Origin of the sequence: Rugosimonospora africana (assembly GCF_016862975.1) — a bacterium.
GTDB lineage: Bacteria > Actinomycetota > Actinomycetes > Mycobacteriales > Micromonosporaceae > Rugosimonospora > Rugosimonospora africana.
Map to the genome: position 1 here is coordinate 260185 of NZ_BONZ01000027.1, position 14655 is coordinate 274839.

17 protein-coding genes are annotated in these 14655 nt (G+C 71.4%); 16 read left to right on the forward strand and 1 reads right to left on the reverse strand.

Annotated elements, in window-relative coordinates:
- The 3 genes from Raf01_RS14695 to Raf01_RS14705 all read left to right on the forward strand — a co-directional run bounded on the left by Raf01_RS14695 (position 1) and on the right by Raf01_RS14705 (position 2414).
- The gene (locus Raf01_RS14695; protein ID WP_203918396.1) at positions 1-324 is read left to right on the forward strand and encodes a DUF2277 domain-containing protein; all 324 of its coding nucleotides are present in this window, start codon (positions 1-3) and stop codon (positions 322-324) included.
- 117 nt (positions 325-441) lie between these two features.
- The gene (locus tag Raf01_RS14700) at positions 442-1233 is read left to right on the forward strand and encodes an SDR family NAD(P)-dependent oxidoreductase (RefSeq protein ID WP_203918397.1); all 792 of its coding nucleotides are present in this window, start codon (positions 442-444) and stop codon (positions 1231-1233) included.
- A 125-nt stretch (positions 1234-1358) separates the two neighbouring features.
- Positions 1359-2414, forward strand: coding sequence for an RNA polymerase subunit sigma-70 (locus Raf01_RS14705; RefSeq protein WP_203918398.1), 1056 nt, complete (start codon positions 1359-1361; stop codon positions 2412-2414).
- A 45-nt stretch (positions 2415-2459) separates the two neighbouring features.
- On the opposite strand, the gene Raf01_RS14710 is transcribed toward Raf01_RS14705, so the two are convergent.
- Positions 2460-3020, reverse strand: coding sequence for a TIGR03086 family metal-binding protein (locus Raf01_RS14710; protein ID WP_203918399.1), 561 nt, complete (start codon positions 3018-3020; stop codon positions 2460-2462).
- A 51-nt stretch (positions 3021-3071) separates the two neighbouring features.
- Here Raf01_RS14710 and Raf01_RS14715 point away from each other — a divergent pair, with 51 nt between their 5' ends.
- The 13 genes from Raf01_RS14715 (at position 3072) to Raf01_RS14775 (ending at position 14623) form a co-directional block, all read left to right on the forward strand.
- A complete protein-coding gene (locus tag Raf01_RS14715; RefSeq protein ID WP_203918400.1) occupies positions 3072-4271 on the forward strand; it encodes a TolB-like translocation protein in 1200 nt (399 codons plus the stop codon).
- A gap of 664 nt (positions 4272-4935) precedes the next feature.
- Entirely contained in the window at positions 4936-5664 is a 729-nt protein-coding gene (locus tag Raf01_RS14720; RefSeq protein WP_203918401.1) for a D-sedoheptulose-7-phosphate isomerase, read from the forward strand.
- Positions 5661-5924 (forward strand): HypC/HybG/HupF family hydrogenase formation chaperone, encoded by a 264-nt coding sequence (locus tag Raf01_RS14725; protein ID WP_203918402.1) that lies wholly within the window; start codon positions 5661-5663, stop codon positions 5922-5924. The genes Raf01_RS14720 and Raf01_RS14725 overlap by 4 nt, the downstream gene beginning before the upstream one ends.
- On the forward strand, positions 5921-6709 hold the full coding sequence (locus Raf01_RS50530; RefSeq protein WP_203918403.1) for a D-sedoheptulose-7-phosphate isomerase: 789 nt from the start codon (positions 5921-5923) through the stop codon (positions 6707-6709). Before Raf01_RS14725 ends, Raf01_RS50530 begins: the two co-directional genes overlap by 4 nt.
- Positions 6706-7779, forward strand: coding sequence for an NADH-quinone oxidoreductase subunit B family protein (locus Raf01_RS14735; protein WP_239133613.1), 1074 nt, complete (start codon positions 6706-6708; stop codon positions 7777-7779). Before Raf01_RS50530 ends, Raf01_RS14735 begins: the two co-directional genes overlap by 4 nt.
- Positions 7780-7818: 39 nt before the next feature.
- Positions 7819-9621 (forward strand): nickel-dependent hydrogenase large subunit, encoded by a 1803-nt coding sequence (locus tag Raf01_RS14740; RefSeq protein ID WP_239133614.1) that lies wholly within the window; start codon positions 7819-7821, stop codon positions 9619-9621.
- A gap of 11 nt (positions 9622-9632) precedes the next feature.
- Entirely contained in the window at positions 9633-10208 is a 576-nt protein-coding gene (locus Raf01_RS14745) for a NifU-related iron-sulfur-binding protein (RefSeq protein ID WP_203918404.1), read from the forward strand.
- Positions 10205-11002, forward strand: coding sequence for a DUF5947 family protein (locus Raf01_RS14750; protein WP_203918405.1), 798 nt, complete (start codon positions 10205-10207; stop codon positions 11000-11002). The genes Raf01_RS14745 and Raf01_RS14750 overlap by 4 nt, the downstream gene beginning before the upstream one ends.
- A gap of 101 nt (positions 11003-11103) precedes the next feature.
- Positions 11104-11283, forward strand: a complete 180-nt coding sequence (locus Raf01_RS14755) for a hypothetical protein (RefSeq protein WP_203918406.1) — start codon at positions 11104-11106, stop codon at positions 11281-11283.
- Between the two features lie 15 nt (positions 11284-11298).
- Positions 11299-12078 carry a DUF6084 family protein gene (locus Raf01_RS14760; RefSeq protein ID WP_203918407.1) on the forward strand — a complete coding sequence of 260 codons (780 nt, stop codon included), beginning with the start codon at positions 11299-11301 and terminating at the stop codon, positions 12076-12078.
- A 1-nt stretch (position 12079) separates the two neighbouring features.
- On the forward strand, positions 12080-13129 hold the full coding sequence (locus Raf01_RS14765) for a hypothetical protein (protein ID WP_203918408.1): 1050 nt from the start codon (positions 12080-12082) through the stop codon (positions 13127-13129).
- Positions 13126-14373, forward strand: coding sequence for a hydrogenase maturation protease (locus Raf01_RS51245; RefSeq protein WP_203918409.1), 1248 nt, complete (start codon positions 13126-13128; stop codon positions 14371-14373). Before Raf01_RS14765 ends, Raf01_RS51245 begins: the two co-directional genes overlap by 4 nt.
- Positions 14351-14623 (forward strand): HypC/HybG/HupF family hydrogenase formation chaperone, encoded by a 273-nt coding sequence (locus Raf01_RS14775; RefSeq protein WP_203918410.1) that lies wholly within the window; start codon positions 14351-14353, stop codon positions 14621-14623. Before Raf01_RS51245 ends, Raf01_RS14775 begins: the two co-directional genes overlap by 23 nt.
- Positions 14624-14655: the final 32 nt, after the last annotated feature.

Genomic DNA, 14655 nt, shown 5'->3' on the forward strand with positions numbered 1-14655 from the left:
ATGTGTCGAAACATCACCGAGTTGCGTGGCCTCAACCCGCCGGCGTCGGCCGAGGAGGTCGAGGCGGCTGCCGCCCAGTTCATCCGGAAAGTGACCGGGATCGCCCGACCCACCGGGGCCACCGCCGACGCCGTGCAGGAGGCGGTGCGGGAGGTCGCGGAGATCACCGGAAGGCTGCTCGCCGGCCTGCCGGCGCGCCGTCAGGAGCCGAAGACGGTGCCGCCGCTGCGCCGGCCCGAGGTGCGCCGCCGGCTCGGGCTGGACCAGGCGCAGCCCGCCCCGGCCGGGAAAGCCGCACCGCCGGCCGGCTCGGCGCGGCACTGACGTCCGATTTCCCGGCCCGATCTCTTGGGCCGGTTTCCCGGGCCGGTTTTCCGGGCCGATTCTGCCGAGCCGATGTGGGACCGATGAGTCTTGCCGCCGGGCGGCGTTACACCTCACATGACGACACAACTTCTTCTGGACAAGAACGCGATCATCTACGGTGCGGGCGGCGGCCTCGGGGGCGGCGTGGCTCGCGAGTTCGCGCGTGAGGGCGCACGGGTCTTCCTCGCCGGGCGGACCGCCGCACCTCTTGAGGCGGTCGCCGCCGACATCACCGCCGCGGGCGGACGCGCCGAGGTCGCGGTACTCGACGCACTCGACGAGTCAGCGGTCGAGGAGCACGTCAACGACGTCGTGAACCGGGCCGGCAGCGTCGACGTGTCGTTCAACCTCATCACCCGGGGCGACGTGCAGGGCATCCCGCTTCTGGATCTGGCAGCGGCCGACCTGATGCGCCCGGTCACCAACGGGCTCCTGTCCACGGCCATCACCGCGCGGGCGGCCGCGCGTCGGATGGTGGCACAGGGCTCCGGCGTCATCCTCGGACTCACCAGCGGATCGTCCGCCGGCCTCGCGCCGATGATGGGCGGTACCGGACCGGCCGACGCCGCGGTCGAGACGTACCTGCGGTACCTGGCGGCCGAGGTCGGGCCGCAGGGCGTACGGGTTGTCGGGCTGTGGACCGCGGGCGTACCCGAGACCCTCACCGCCGAGAAGCTGCGCGCGGTCGGCGGCGACAGTACCCCGGATCCGGAGACGATCGACCGGGCGATCTCCGGGATGGCGATGCTGCGCCGGACTCCCCGGCTGGCACAGGTCGCGCAAACCGCCGCGTTCCTGGCCTCGGACCGGGCCGCCGCCATCACGGCCACGACGGTCAACGTGACGTGTGGCCTGGTACCGCGGTGAATCCCGACTCCGACGCGGACTCCGACGTGGAGGCGCCGGCCCGGCGGGGAGGGCCGCCGGGTCCGGGCATCCTATGGTTCATGGACGGCGGCGGGCGCCCGGCGCCCGGCGGAAGGGAAGGCGGCATGCCCGACATCGACGAGTCGGCCGCTGTCGCGGCTTTCGTGGCCGGAGACGAGCCGGCCGCTGTCGCGGCTGGGGACGAGTTGGCCGCTGTCGCGGCGGCGACGGCTGGGGACGAGTCGGCGTTCGCCACGTTGGTCCGGCGCCACGAGCGTGAGCTGCACGTGCACTGCTACCGGATGCTCGGCTCGTTTGAGGAGGCCGAGGACGTGGTACAGGAGACGTTCCTGCGGGCCTGGGACAAGCGGGGCACGTTCGAGGGCGGTAGCGGATTCCGGGCCTGGCTCTACCGCATCGCCACCAACGCCTGCCTGGACGCCCTGCGGCGGCGGTCCCGGCGACCGGTGACGTCCAGTTCGCCGTCCGAGGTGCCGTGGCTGCAGCCGTACCCGGACCGGTTGCTGAATGAGATCGCGCCGCGTGAGGAGGAGCCGGACGCGGTCGCCGTCGACCGGGAGACGATCGAACTGGCGTTCCTCGCCGCCGTCCAGCTCCTGCCGCCACGCCAGCGTGCCGTGCTGATTCTCCGGGACGTGCTGGGCTGGTCGGCGGGCGAGAGCGCGGAGGCACTCGACCTCACGGTGGCCTCGGCCAACAGCGCGCTGCAACGGGCCCGGGCCACCATGCGCGAGCAACTGCCCCGGCGGCGGCTCGACTGGTCGACCAGCGAGCCGAGCGCCGAGGAACGCGACCTGCTGCTGCGCTTCATCGACGCGCACGAGCGGGCGGACATCGCCGCGTCCATCGCGCTGATGCGCGAGGACATCCGCGTCACGATGCCACCGCACCCGTTCCTGTACGACGGCATCGAGGCGGTCTCGGGTCTGGTGGCCAACGCGTTCGGGCCGGCGGTGGAGGGCGAGTGGCGGCTGGTACCCACGAGTGCCAACCGCCAGCCGACCGCGGCCAGTTACCTGCTCGCGCCCGGCGACTCGTGCTACCGCGCGTTCAAGCTCGACGTGTTGCGTGTCGAGGGTGACAAGGTCGCCGAGATCACTACCTTCGACGCCACGCTGTTCCCGTCGTTCGGTCTCCCGGCGACGCTGCCGCTGTCCTGACCCTCGCGGCGGGCGGGCGGGCGGCCTGCCGGGGCTACGGACGGTCTACGAGACCGTCCGCCCCGCGTAGGCCGCCAGCCGGTCGGCCGCGGTGGCATCCGGCGGCGCGGGCTGCTCGGCTCCGAACGGCGAGCCTTCCCGGTCGGCCGGCAGCACGCCGTGGAACACCGCCAGGATCTGCCCGGACAGCCCCGGGTCCAGATCGGTGGACTGGCCGGTGGCCTTCGCGACGTCCCACGCGTGGAGGGTCATCTCGGCGACCCGCATGAGGACGAGGAACGTCCCCGGGCGCTCACCGACCGGCGTCGGGACCGTCCGGTCGAGCGCGCCCTCGACCGACAGGGCGGCACGCAGCTCACGAACCGACGCGCGGAACGCGCCGAGCGGGTCGTCGCCGAGCCGGTCCTCGCCGGGGTCGGGACGGGCCTGTCCGGTCACGGTGCCGAGGGTGCGCAGGTTGCCCACGACGACGTGGTTGATGACCTGGCGGACCGACCACAGGGTGCACGGGCTCGGTTCGTCGAACTGGTCGGGCTTGGTCGAGGCGATGACGCCCTCGGCGACGGCGGCGGCCCGATCGAACTGTGCGAGAGGGCTCTGAGTCATGTGCACCATGATGGGCCATTGCCCGTCCGTCGCATCGGCCATGATGGCTTCATGGGCGTTGACGACCTCGACGGCGAGCCGGTCGACATCATCGAGTTCGGCGGGTCCGGCGCCCGGCCCAAGCCGCCGTGGCGCCGGTGGCTGCCGGTGGCGGCGGTGGTCGTGGTCGCGGCGGTGGCGGTCGTGGCCGCCGTGACGCGCGGGACCGGTGGCTCGCCGTCGGCGACATCGCGTCCGTCGTCAACCGTCCCGGAGTCGACCCTCCCGGCGCAGGCCGGGCCGGCAGCCTCCGTGGATGCCGTCGCCACGCCGTCGCCGTTGGTCAGCCAGGCCGGTCGGCCGCTGCTCGGGGTGACCGCCGGCTGGGAGCTGCTCGGGCAGGGGTCAGGCGGTGTCGTACGAGTCGAATTCGCCCGCGGCCGGATCACCAGCACCGCCGTCCCACCGATCCTGAGCGGCGGCCCGGTGTCGTTCGTCGCCGGCCCGGACTGGGCGATGGTCCGTCCGCTGGATCTGGTACCCGGCTATCTGGTACCCGACGGGCAGCCGGCCCGCCCGCTGTACGGTCCGCTGGCCCGGACCGGGCCCGCCGTTCCCGGCCCGGACCGCAACACCGTGTGGGTTCCGCTCGCCGGCGACGACCAGACCCTGATCCTGGTGAAGTCCGACGGCGAGCCGGCCGGACCGAGGCTCACGGTACCGCCGGGCGTGGTCAGCACCGTCGCCCCGGACGGCACCGGCTACCTGGTGTTCGCGGGTACCGGCGGGGTCTACGCCGCGCGCCCGGACGGCCCGCACCGGATCACCACCGGCGCCCTGATAGCTGCCGGTCCCACCCGTTGGCTGACCTGGGAGTGCGACGACCGGTACCGGTGTGCCGCCGTCGTCATCGACCGGGCCACCGGAGCCCGGCGTACCGTCGACATCCCGCTGGCCCAGCAGACCACCGTTCGGGGTGTGATCTCCCCGGATGGTTCCAGGGCCGCCCTGATCGAGTCCGGCCCGAACGGATCGGTGACTGTCGGCCTCTACGACCTCGCCTCGGGCTCCACCAGCTACGGCGTGCAGGTGTCTCCGGCACTCTCCGACCCCGACTCCATGGTCTGGTCGCCGGACAGTCGCTGGCTGTTCATCGCCGGCGACGACGGGGCGCTGTACCCGGTGGATCCGGCGACCGGGGAAGTCCACAATCTCGGCGTCGTGCTCCCGCATCTGACCCGTCTGGCTGTCCGGCCCGCCCCGGCGGGGTGACCGTCGTTCTGTCCCGGCGGGGTGGCCCACGGTTCTGTCCCGCGGGGTAACCGCCGTTCTGTCCCGGCGGGGTGGGCCCGCCGTTCCGCCTCGGCCGGTGATCAGGCCGGGGCTCTTGCCCCGAGCCTGTGACCAGGCCGGGGCGCCTGCCCCGAGCCGCTGAGGCGCCGAGACCGGGAGACCGTCGAGCCGGGCGGGGAGCGGCGGGAGGTGTCTGTCCGGCAGCCTTTGCTCTGCTTACCTGGACGCAACACTCGAACGCCGTTTGGGTTGCGTATGAGTAAGCAGAGCAAAGGTTGTGGGGGAGGGTGCCTCCGGTGCGGCGCCGCGCGGCGCGGGGGACGCGCGGTCAGGGGCGCGGCGAAGGGAGCGCGCGGCGCGGGGGCGCGGCGAAGGGGACGCGCGGCGAAGGCGCACGGCGAAGGGACGCGCGGCGAGGGCGCGGCGAAGGGGACGCGGCGAAGGGGACGCGGCGAAGGGGACCCGGCAGGTGCCGTGACGCTGGGCCGGAAAGCCGTCGTGTTGCGTCCAGGTAAGCAGAGCGGTACGTGCTTGCGCCATTTGCCCGCGCATGAGAGTTTTCGACTGTTCACCGGTTTGATCCGTAAGTCGCGCGTAATGTCCGTCATGCAGCCAGTCCATGCCGTGACAGAAAGCGATGCCGATGCGGACACCGGACCTCGCCTCCGCTGCGCGGGAGCGCTTCGCCCAGCGCGTCGGGCCGGCCGAGTCGCTCGCCGCCGACGCCGACCTGCTGGTGCGGGCGGCTAGGGCGATGGCTGACCGGTTCCACCGGGGCGGCACGCTGATCGCCTTCGGCAACGGCGCGGCGGGGACCGATGCCCACCACGTCGCGGTCGAGTTCATGCATCCCGTGATCATCGGCAAGCCGGCGCTGCCGGCGGTGTCGCTGACCGCTGACGTGGCGTCGCTGACCGCGCTAGCTGGGCGTCCCGGGCTGCCGGACGTGTTCGCCCATCAGATCCGCACGCTGGCCCGGCCGGCGGACATCGCCCTGGGCATTTCCGCGGACGGCGGGTGCGTCAACGTCCTGCGTGGCCTGCGCGAGGGAGCGCGGCTCGGCCTGCTCACCGTCGCGCTGTTCGGCGGCGCGGGCGGGGGCGGCGCGGGTGCGGGCGGTGTGGGCGTGGGTACGGGCGGCGTGGGTACGGGCGGTGCGATCGGCTCGTCGCCGGAAGCGGACCACGTCCTGCTCGCCCGGTCGGGCGATCCGCGCGTGGTCAAAGAGGTGCACGTCACGGCGTACCACCTGCTCTGGGAACTGGTTCACGTGTTCCTGGAACTGCGTGGGCTGCCGGTACCGCAGGCCGGCTCCACGGGCCGTGTCGACCCCGCCGGCTCCGGGGTGCTTGTCGCGGGGAGGCGGCCGTGACACCGGCAAGGAGGGCACTGGGCGAGCGGGCACTGGGCGAGAGGGCACCGGGGGAGAGCGCACCCGGGTACACCCGGGAGTGCTTGACCTGTGCGGACCTGGCCGTGACGGCGAAGGTACTGCGCCTGCTCCCGGACGCGATGGCTCTGGTCGAGGTGGGCGAGGGCACAGAGGTGGTCAGCGTGGCGCTGGTCCGCGCGACGGTCGGGGACGCGATCCTGGTCCACGCCCGGGAAGCCATCGCGGTGGTGGGGAGATGACCGACGCGCTGTACCCGTTCCTCACGGGCGACCCGATCGCCGACACGACAGGCGACCCCGACCTGCTGGCCGACCTTCGTCAGTCGGCCGCGGGCAAGGCGTCCGAAGTCATCGAGTTGCGGCGCCGGGTCGTCGGGCGCGACGCCACGCGGATCGAGGCGTGCGCCGCCGATCTGGCCGCCGCGTTCGCGGCCGGCGCCCGGTTGCTGGCGTTCGGCAACGGCGGCAGCAGCACCGACGCGCTCGACCTGGCCAGTCTCTTCCTGAGCGCGGGTAACGGCAGCGCGGGCAGCGACACTGCGGGCAGCGACACCGCGGGCAATGGCGGCACGGGCAGTGGTGGCGCGGGCGACGGCACGGGTAACGGCGGGTCCGGGCGGGCGTTGCCCGCGTTCGCTCTCGCGGGTGACGTCGCACTGGTGACCGCGCTGTCCAACGACGTCGGGTTCGACGCTGTGTTCGCCCGCCAGATCGCCGCGCTTGGTCGCCGCGGTGACATCGCCGTGGGGTTGTCCACCAGCGGCAACTCACCGAACCTGTTGAACGCCTTCGACGAGGCGCACGCCCGCGGCCTGCTGACCGTCGGCATCGCCGGAGGCGACGGCGGGAGGATGGCCGGCCTGTCGACCATCGACCACCTGTTCGTCGTGGCATCGCCTTCGGTCCACCGGATCCAGGAGGCGCAGACCACGATCTACCACGTACTGTGGGAGCTCACCCTCGCCGCGCTGGCTGCCGGTAACGGCGTACGAGCGACCACCGGCATTGGGGGTGCACTGCGGTGACCGTACTCGAGCAGCAGAGCGGCGACGGCGCGAAGTCGACCGAGAAGTCGACCGAGAAGCCGATCCACATTCTCTGGACGTCCGAGGGCATGAGCTGTGACGGCGACACGGTCTCGGTGACGGCGGCCCAACTGCCCAGCATCGAGGACGTGCTGACCGGGCTGGTACCCGGGCTGCCGAAAGTGGTGCTGCACAACAAGGTGCTGGCCGCCGAGACCGGCGACGAGTTCATGGCCGCGTTCCACAAGGCGGCGGCCGGCGAACTGGATCCGTTCATCTTCGTGGTCGAGGGGTCGATACCCAACGAGAAAATCAACGGCGACGGGTACTGGTCGTCGATGGGCAACGATCCGGCGACGGGCGAACCCATCACGTTGCCGGAGTGGATCGACCGGCTCGCGCCGCGCGCGTGGGCCGTGCTCGCCGCCGGTACCTGCGCCACCTACGGCGGCATCCACGCGATGGCCGGCAACCCCACCGGTTGCATGGGCCTCGCCGACTACCTCGGCTGGAACTTCCGCTCGGCCGGCGGGCTGCCCATCGTGAACGTACCCGGCTGCCCGGTGCAGCCGGACAACTTCATGGAGACCCTGACCTGGCTGCTGTACCAGGCGGCCGGCGCGGCACCGACCATCCCGCTGGACGAGCAGCTGCGCCCGACCTGGCTGTTCGGCAAGACCGTGCACGAGGGCTGCGACCGTGCCGGCTACTACGAGCAGGGCGACTTCGCCCGCGACTACAACTCGCCGAAGTGTCTGGTGATGACGGGCTGCTGGGGACCGGTGGTCGACTGCAACGTCACCAAACGCGGCTGGATGGACGGCATCGGGGGCTGCCCGAACGTCGGCGGGATCTGCATCGGCTGCACCATGCCCGGGTTCCCGGACAAGTTCATGCCGTTCATGGACCAGCCGCCGGGCGCCACCGTGTCGGTCGCGATCGCCGGCACGTACGGCTCGCTGATCCGCAGGCTGCGGTCCATCACCAACAAGACCGTCAACGAGGAGCCCCGGTGGCACCACAACCGGGCCGAGCTGACCAGCGGGTACCAGCCGCGCTGGCCGCGCTAGAGCCGGCCGTCAAGCCGGACCGACAGGAGGACACCGACGGTGAGCCAGACGTTGAAGGCGAACAAGGCGCAGGCGGAGACCCGCGAACTCGTCGACATGTCGTGGGACCCGATCACCCGCATCATCGGCAATCTAGGCATCTACACGAAGATTGACTTCAACAACCAGGAAGTCGTCGAGTGCAAGAGCACCTCGTCGATGTTTCGCGGGTACAGCGTCTTCATGAGGGGCAAGGACCCCCGCGACTCGCACTTCATCACGAGCCGGATCTGTGGCATCTGCGGCGACAACCACGCCACCTGCTCGGTGTACGCGCAGAACATGGCCTACGGCGTCAAGCCGCCCCCGCTCGCGGAATGGATCATCAACCTCGGCGAAGCCGCGGAGTTCATGTTCGACCACACCATCTTCCAGGACAACCTGGTGTTCGTGGACTTCTGCGAGCAGATGGTGAAGGAGACGAACCCGAGCCTCCTGCGCCGCGCGGAGAAGACTCCCGCCCCGCACGGCGACATCCACGGGTTCAAGACGATCGCGGACATCATGCGCGCGTTCAACCCGTTCACCGGCCTGATGTACCGCGAAGCGCTGCAGATGAGCCGCCTGACCCGGGAAATGTTCTGTCTCATGGAGGGGCGCCACGTGCACCCGTCCACGCTGTACCCGGGCGGGGTCGGGACGGTGGCCACGCCGCAGGTGTTCACCGACTATCTGGTACGCCTGCTGAAGGTGCTGGACTTCGTGAAGAAGGCCGTGCCGTGCAACGACGACGTGTTCGACTTCTTCTACGAGGCGCTGCCCGGCTACGAGGAAGTCGGCCGGCGGCGCATCATGCTCGGCTGCTGGGGCGCGTTCAACAACCCGCACCACGTCGACTACGACTACCGGAACATGAACGACTGGGGCGCGGAGATGTTCGTGACCCCGGGCATCGTGCTGGACGGCAAGCTGCTGACCACCAAGCTGGTCGACATCAACCTCGGCATCCGCATCCTGCTCGGCAGCTCGTACTACGACGACTGGGTGGGCGAGGAAACGTTCGTCACCCACGACCCGCTGGGCAACCCGATCGACCAGCGGCACCCGTGGAACCAGACGACGCTGCCCCGCCCGCAGAAGCGCGACCTGGAAAACGGCAACTACTCCTGGGTGATGAGCCCGCGTTGGTTCAACCCGGCCACGAAGGAACACCTGGCGCTGGACACCGGTGGCGGGCCGCTGGCCCGGCTGTGGGCGACGGCGCTGGCGGGCAAGGTAGACATCGGTACGGTCAAGGCCACCGGTCGCAGCGTCCAGATCAACCTGCCGCGCAGCGCCGCCTTCCCGGAGATGCAACTGGAGTGGAAGGTTCCACAGTGGTCCAACACCCTGGAACGGGACCGGGCCCGGGTGTACTTCATCGCGTACGCGGCCGCCGCGGCACTGTACTTCGTCGAGCACGCGCTGGCCGAGGTGAGGGCGGGCAACACCAAGGTTTTCTCCGACTTCACGGTGCCGGACGAGGCGATCGGGTGCGGCTTCCACGAGGCGGTGCGCGGAGTGCTCTCGCACCACCTGGTCATCCGCGACGGCAAGATAGCCAACTACCACCCGTACCCGCCCACGCCGTGGAACGCCAGCCCCCGCGACAAGTACGGCACGCCGGGACCGTACGAGGACGCGGTGACCGGGATGCACATCTTCGAGGAGAACGGCCGGGACAAGTTCAAGGGCATCGACATCATGCGTACCGTGCGCAGCTTCGACCCGTGCCTGCCCTGCGGGGTGCACATGTACCTGGGCGACGGCGCGGTGGTCAAGCGGCTGCATTCACCGACGCTCGGTACGAGCGTGGGTGGCTAGTCACGATGTCGGTGAGCAGCCAGATGTCGGTGAACGGCCAGCGGGAGCTGGAGCGCGTGCGCACGGTCGAGGAGCGGCTGGAGCGGGTCGAGGCGCTGCCCGAACCGGCCCGGGGAACGGCGGTGGCACTCGTTCAGGCGCTGCTCGCGCTGTACGGCGACGGACTGGACCGGATGGCCTCGGCGGGTCGCCGTACCGGTGGCGAGGCGTTCGCCGCCGACCTGGTCGGCGACGACCTCGTGGCGCATCTCCTGCTGCTGCACGGCCTGCACCCGCAGGAGGCGCCGGAGCGCATCGGCCGGGCGATCGACCGGTTGGGCTCCCGGCTGCACGGGGCGCGGGCGCGGCTGGTCGAGGTGACCGGCGGCGTCGCGCGGCTGCGGGTCGGCAACGTCAGCGGGTGCGGGTCGTCGCGGGCGGCTGTCGAGGAGGTGTTGACGGAGGCGGTACGCGCGGCGGCTCCGGAGGTCACCGGCGTCGAGGTGGAGTACGAACAGCGGCAGCCGGCCCTGATCCCGCTCGACAGCCTGCGCCGGCACGCCACGGTGGCGGCACGGCCGGTGCGGACGGAGCCCGAGCAGGTATGAGCACGACGAGCGGGCCCTCCGGCCTGTACCGCCTCATCGCCGGCGCGGCGGACTCGTCCGGCGGAAGCGGTGCCGGCGGTGCCGATGTTGCCGGCGGTACCGACGGTACCGACGCCGAACAGTGCCAACTGTGCGCCGAACCAATCGCCGACGGGCACCGGCACCTGCTGGACACCGTGGCGCGTACGCTGCGGTGCGCCTGCCACGCCTGCGTCGTGCTGTTCGACCGCGCCACGGCCGGCGGCCGGCACTACCGGCTCGTCCCGGACCGGCGCTGGTACCTGCCTGAGTTCGTGCTCGACGACGCGGCCTGGGAGCGGCTGCGCCTGCCGGTGGACATGGCGTTCTTCTTCTACGACAGCCGCGCCGGCCGGGTCGTGGCGTTCTACCCGAGCCCGGCAGGGGCCGTCGAATCGGGCCTGGAACTCGACAGCTGGGCCAGCCTCGTGCGCGCCAACCCGGTGCTGGACACGATGCAGCCAGACACCGAGGCTCTTCTGGTCAACCGGTCGCGCGATGCCCGCGATTACTGGCTGGTACCCATCGACGACTGCTACGCGCTCGTCGGGCTGATCCGCACTCACTGGTCCGGACTGTCCGGCGGCCAGCGGGTCTGGGACGAGACGGCCGCGTACGTCCGGCGGCTGCACGACCGGGCGCGGACCGTCCGCGCCCGCCGGCACGAATCCCCGGCAGGCGCGGCCAACGCGGCAACCGCAGCGAAGCCGGCAGCCCCAGCAAAGCCGGCCGCCCCAGCGACGCCGGCATCCACAGTGGAGGGAGCGCTCCGATGAGCGGAGATGGCGGAGTCAGCCGAGAAGACGAAGTTAGCCGAGAAGACGAAGTTAGCCGAGAAGACGAAGTCCGCGCGGACATCAGTGTCGGGCGGCCGGACGTGTCACCGTCCCTGCCGTCTCACACCAAGGGTGTCGGCGAGGGCAACGCGCGTGGCAACTACTACAAGCAACGCGGACACCTGCCCGACGGGCGTTCCACGGCGGCCCGGTCCACGGGCATCAACCCGCACCGGCGCGAACCGATCGCGCCCGGCATGCCCAACCTCTCGCCGGCCTGAGAAGGAACCGCGACCGTGACCACACCGAGTGCCGTCGCCGGCACACCCGTTGGAGCACCCGCCGGTACGCATGCCGCCGTCCCGGTTCTGTCCATCGCGATCGAGTCGGCGGAGCCGGTCGATCTGGCCGCCGTGCCGACGCTCCGGTTCCGCGCGCGGGTCCACGCCGACGGGTACCCGGCGATCCGGTCACTGGCCCTCCACACCCAGCTCCGCATCGCGGCCCCGGTCCGGCGCTACGACGCGTCGAGCCAGGAGCGACTGGTGGAGCTGTTCGGGGCGCCGGACCAGTGGGGCCGGAACCTGAGGAGTCTCCTGTGGACACAGGTGACGAGCCAGGTACCCGAGTTCGACGGCGACACGGTGGTGGACATCCACGTGCCGTGCACGTACGACTTCGATGTCGTCGCGACCAAGTACCTGCACGCGCTGGACGACGGGGACGTCCCGCTGGAGTTCCTGTTCAGCGGCACGGTCTTCTACTGCTCCGACGGTGCCGAGTCGGGCGGCGCGCTGCGGGCGGTCCGGATCCCGTGGAGCACCGAGGCGGCGTACCGGATGCCGGTACGCGTGTGGAAAGACCTGATGGCGCGGTACTTTCCCGGGACCGCGTGGCTGCGGCTCGACCACACCGTCTTCGATCGGCTCTACGGTTTCCGGGCGCGGCACGCGCTGCCCAACTGGGAGAGCGCGATCGAAGCCCTGCTGGACGCTGCCGACCGGCCGGCGGGCGATGTCCACAATGAACCCGGTGCCGCCCAGGGATCCGGTGCCGCCCAGGGACACGGTGCCTGACGTGGACATGGTTCGGCAGGTGGCCCAGGCGGTGCTCTACGAGGGGTACCTGCTCTGGCCGTACCGGCGCTCGGCCCTGAAGAACCAGCATCGCTGGACGATCGGCGGGGTGTACCCGAGGCCGGTCGGGAGCGCGTACGAGGCCGGTCCGCACCTGAACCAGACACAGTGCCTGGTGGAGGCGGGCCCGGACGACACGGTCGACGTGCGGGTGTGCTTTCTCCAGGTCGTCGTGCGCAACGTGAGCCGGCTGCGCCTCGGGCGGCTGGAGCCGGTACCGGAGCTGGTCGTCGGTACCGAGCGCTACCTTCCCTGGGAAGAGGCCACCGAACGGGAGGTGCTGACCGGGGAGCTGCCGCTGGCCAAGCTCGCCGAGGCGCCGTGCCACGTACCGGTCCGGATCGCGGCCGGCCGCCGCGTCGAGTGGCTACGTTCGCCCGACGACGACCGGCGGGAGGGCGCCCTCCTGCGCCAGTGGCAGGAGTTGCACGGGCGGCTGGACGTCGGCGCCGAACGGGTCGCGCCGGACCTCTACCGGCTGACCGTACGCGTCGTCAACACGACGGCGTGGTACGGCCACGACCGGCCGGGCGCGCTGCGCCGGACGTTCGTCGCGGCTCACACCGTCATCCGCACCGACCGGGCGCGGCTGGTCTCGCAGACCGACCCGCCCGACCACCTGGCGGAGTTCGCCGCGGGCTGCGAAAACGTCGGCGCCTGGCCGGTGCTCGTCGGCGCCGAGGGCGACCGCCACGCCATGCTGTCCGCGCCGGTCATCCTGCCCGACTACCCCCGGGTCGCGCCGGAGAGCCCGGGTGACCTGTTCGACGCCACCGAGATCGACCAGCTGCTGACCCTGAGCATTCTCACGCTCTCCGACGAGGAGCGGCGCGAGATGCGGGACAGCGACCCGCGCGCCCGGGAAATCCTGGAGCGCTGCGCGGCGCTGACCCCGGAGGAGCTGATGCGCCTGCACGGTCGGCTCCAGCGGGTCCAGCCGCTCGGGTCGGCGAGCGGGCCGGGCAGGCCTGGGGATTGGAGCCGCGCGTGACCGCCAAGGACCGCACCGTGCCCGCCGGAAGCCAGCTCGTGCCCGCCGGAAGCCAGCCTGTGCCCGCCGGAAACCAGCCTGCCGGAAGCCAGCCCGCGCCCACCAGAAACCAGCCTGGGACCGCCGAAACCCAGCCTGGGACCGGCGGGGAATTCTGGGACGTGATGGGCAGCCGCGGCCCCGACACCGTGACCGTGGGCGGGGTGACGGTGCGGTCGGGCAGCCGGGTCCGGCTGCGGCCACGCGGCCGCTCCGACATTTTCGACCTCGCGCTCGACGGCCGGATCGCGATCGTCGAGGCCGTCGAGCAGGACGGGGAGGGGAACGTCTTCCTCGCCGTCACCGTCGCCGACGACCCGGGTCGCGACCTCGGCGACGCGCGCATGCCCGGTCACCGGTTCTTCTACGCGCCCGAGGAGGTGCGGCCGCTGGAGCCGGGTGCCGAGGGGGCGGCCGGCGCGCGGGTGCTGGTGGCCGGCATCGGCAACATCTTCCTGGGCGACGACGGGTTCGGCTGCGAGGTGGTCCGGCGGCTGGCCGCCGGCGCGGACACGGCCGGCGCCGATGCCGCCGCCGGTGCGGCCATGCCCGGCGTGGACATCGTCGAGTACGGGATCCGGGGCATGGACCTGGCGTACGCGTTGCTGCGTGACTACCGCGCCGCGATCCTGGTCGACGCGTCCCCGCGCGGGTACGCCCCGGGAACGCTGACCGTCATCGAGCCGAGCGCCCCGTCGACCGGCAGCGTCGACCTGCAGACCCACGGCATGGATCCGGTACGGGTACTGGCCCTGGCGCGGGAGTTCGGCGGCAGCCCTGCCCGGACGTACGTGGTGTGCTGCGAACCCGGGTTCATTCCGGACACCGGAGCCGACGAAGAGGTCGTCGTCGGGTTGAGCGCGCCGGTGCGCGGTGCGCTGGACGCGGCTGTCGGGATGGTCAAGTCCCTGGCGGCGGAGATTCTCGCCGAGTCCGCCGGGGCGTTTGTCGCAGTGCCGGACCTCAGAGGCGGTCCGGACGGGAAGGGCGGTGAGGCGCGTGAAGAAAACGCTGTCGTCGATCGGGATCGTGGCGGGCGTGGCGATGCTCGCGGTGGTGGCCCGGCAGTGGCCGGAGATCCGCCGGTACCTGAAGATGCGCCAGATGTAGGTGCGCCAGACGTGAGTGCGCCAGATGTGAGTGCGCCAGACGTGGTGGTCCGGCGGGAAAGGAGCGCGGTCGATGTGCCTGGGCATTCCCGGTGAGCTGGTGGACACCGTCGACGAGCAGCCCGATCTCGCGGTGGTGATGGTCAGCGGCGTACGCCGGAAAATCAACGTCGCGCTGCTGTCCGATCAGGACCTGCGGCTGGGCGACTGGGTGCTGGTCCACGTCGGGTTCGCGCTGTCGAAGATTTCCGAGGACGAGGCACGGGCCGTGCTGTCGTTCCTGTCCAGCCTCGGCACTCCGTACGACGACGAGCTGAACGCGTTGCGGGAATCGAACATCGGCTAGGGCCGCCAGACCCGCCCGGGTTGCGGGCGGGC

Excerpts from the sequence above, each read along its gene's own strand:
- Raf01_RS14750 (WP_203918405.1), top strand. The coding sequence starts at position 10,205 with ATGAGCACGACGAGCGGGCCCTCCGGCCTGTACCGCCTCATCGCCGGC.
- Raf01_RS14700 (WP_203918397.1), top strand. The coding sequence starts at position 442 with ATGACGACACAACTTCTTCTGGACAAGAACGCGATCATCTACGGTGCG.
- Raf01_RS14775 (WP_203918410.1), top strand. The coding sequence starts at position 14,351 with ATGTGCCTGGGCATTCCCGGTGAGCTGGTGGACACCGTCGACGAGCAG.
- Raf01_RS14720 (WP_203918401.1), top strand. The coding sequence starts at position 4,936 with ATGCGGACACCGGACCTCGCCTCCGCTGCGCGGGAGCGCTTCGCCCAG.
- Raf01_RS50530 (WP_203918403.1), top strand. The coding sequence starts at position 5,921 with ATGACCGACGCGCTGTACCCGTTCCTCACGGGCGACCCGATCGCCGAC.
- Raf01_RS14705 (WP_203918398.1), top strand. The coding sequence starts at position 1,359 with ATGCCCGACATCGACGAGTCGGCCGCTGTCGCGGCTTTCGTGGCCGGA.
- Raf01_RS14695 (WP_203918396.1), top strand. The coding sequence starts at position 1 with ATGTGTCGAAACATCACCGAGTTGCGTGGCCTCAACCCGCCGGCGTCG.
- Raf01_RS14715 (WP_203918400.1), top strand. The coding sequence starts at position 3,072 with ATGGGCGTTGACGACCTCGACGGCGAGCCGGTCGACATCATCGAGTTC.
- Raf01_RS14710 (WP_203918399.1), bottom strand. The coding sequence starts at position 3,020 with ATGACTCAGAGCCCTCTCGCACAGTTCGATCGGGCCGCCGCCGTCGCC.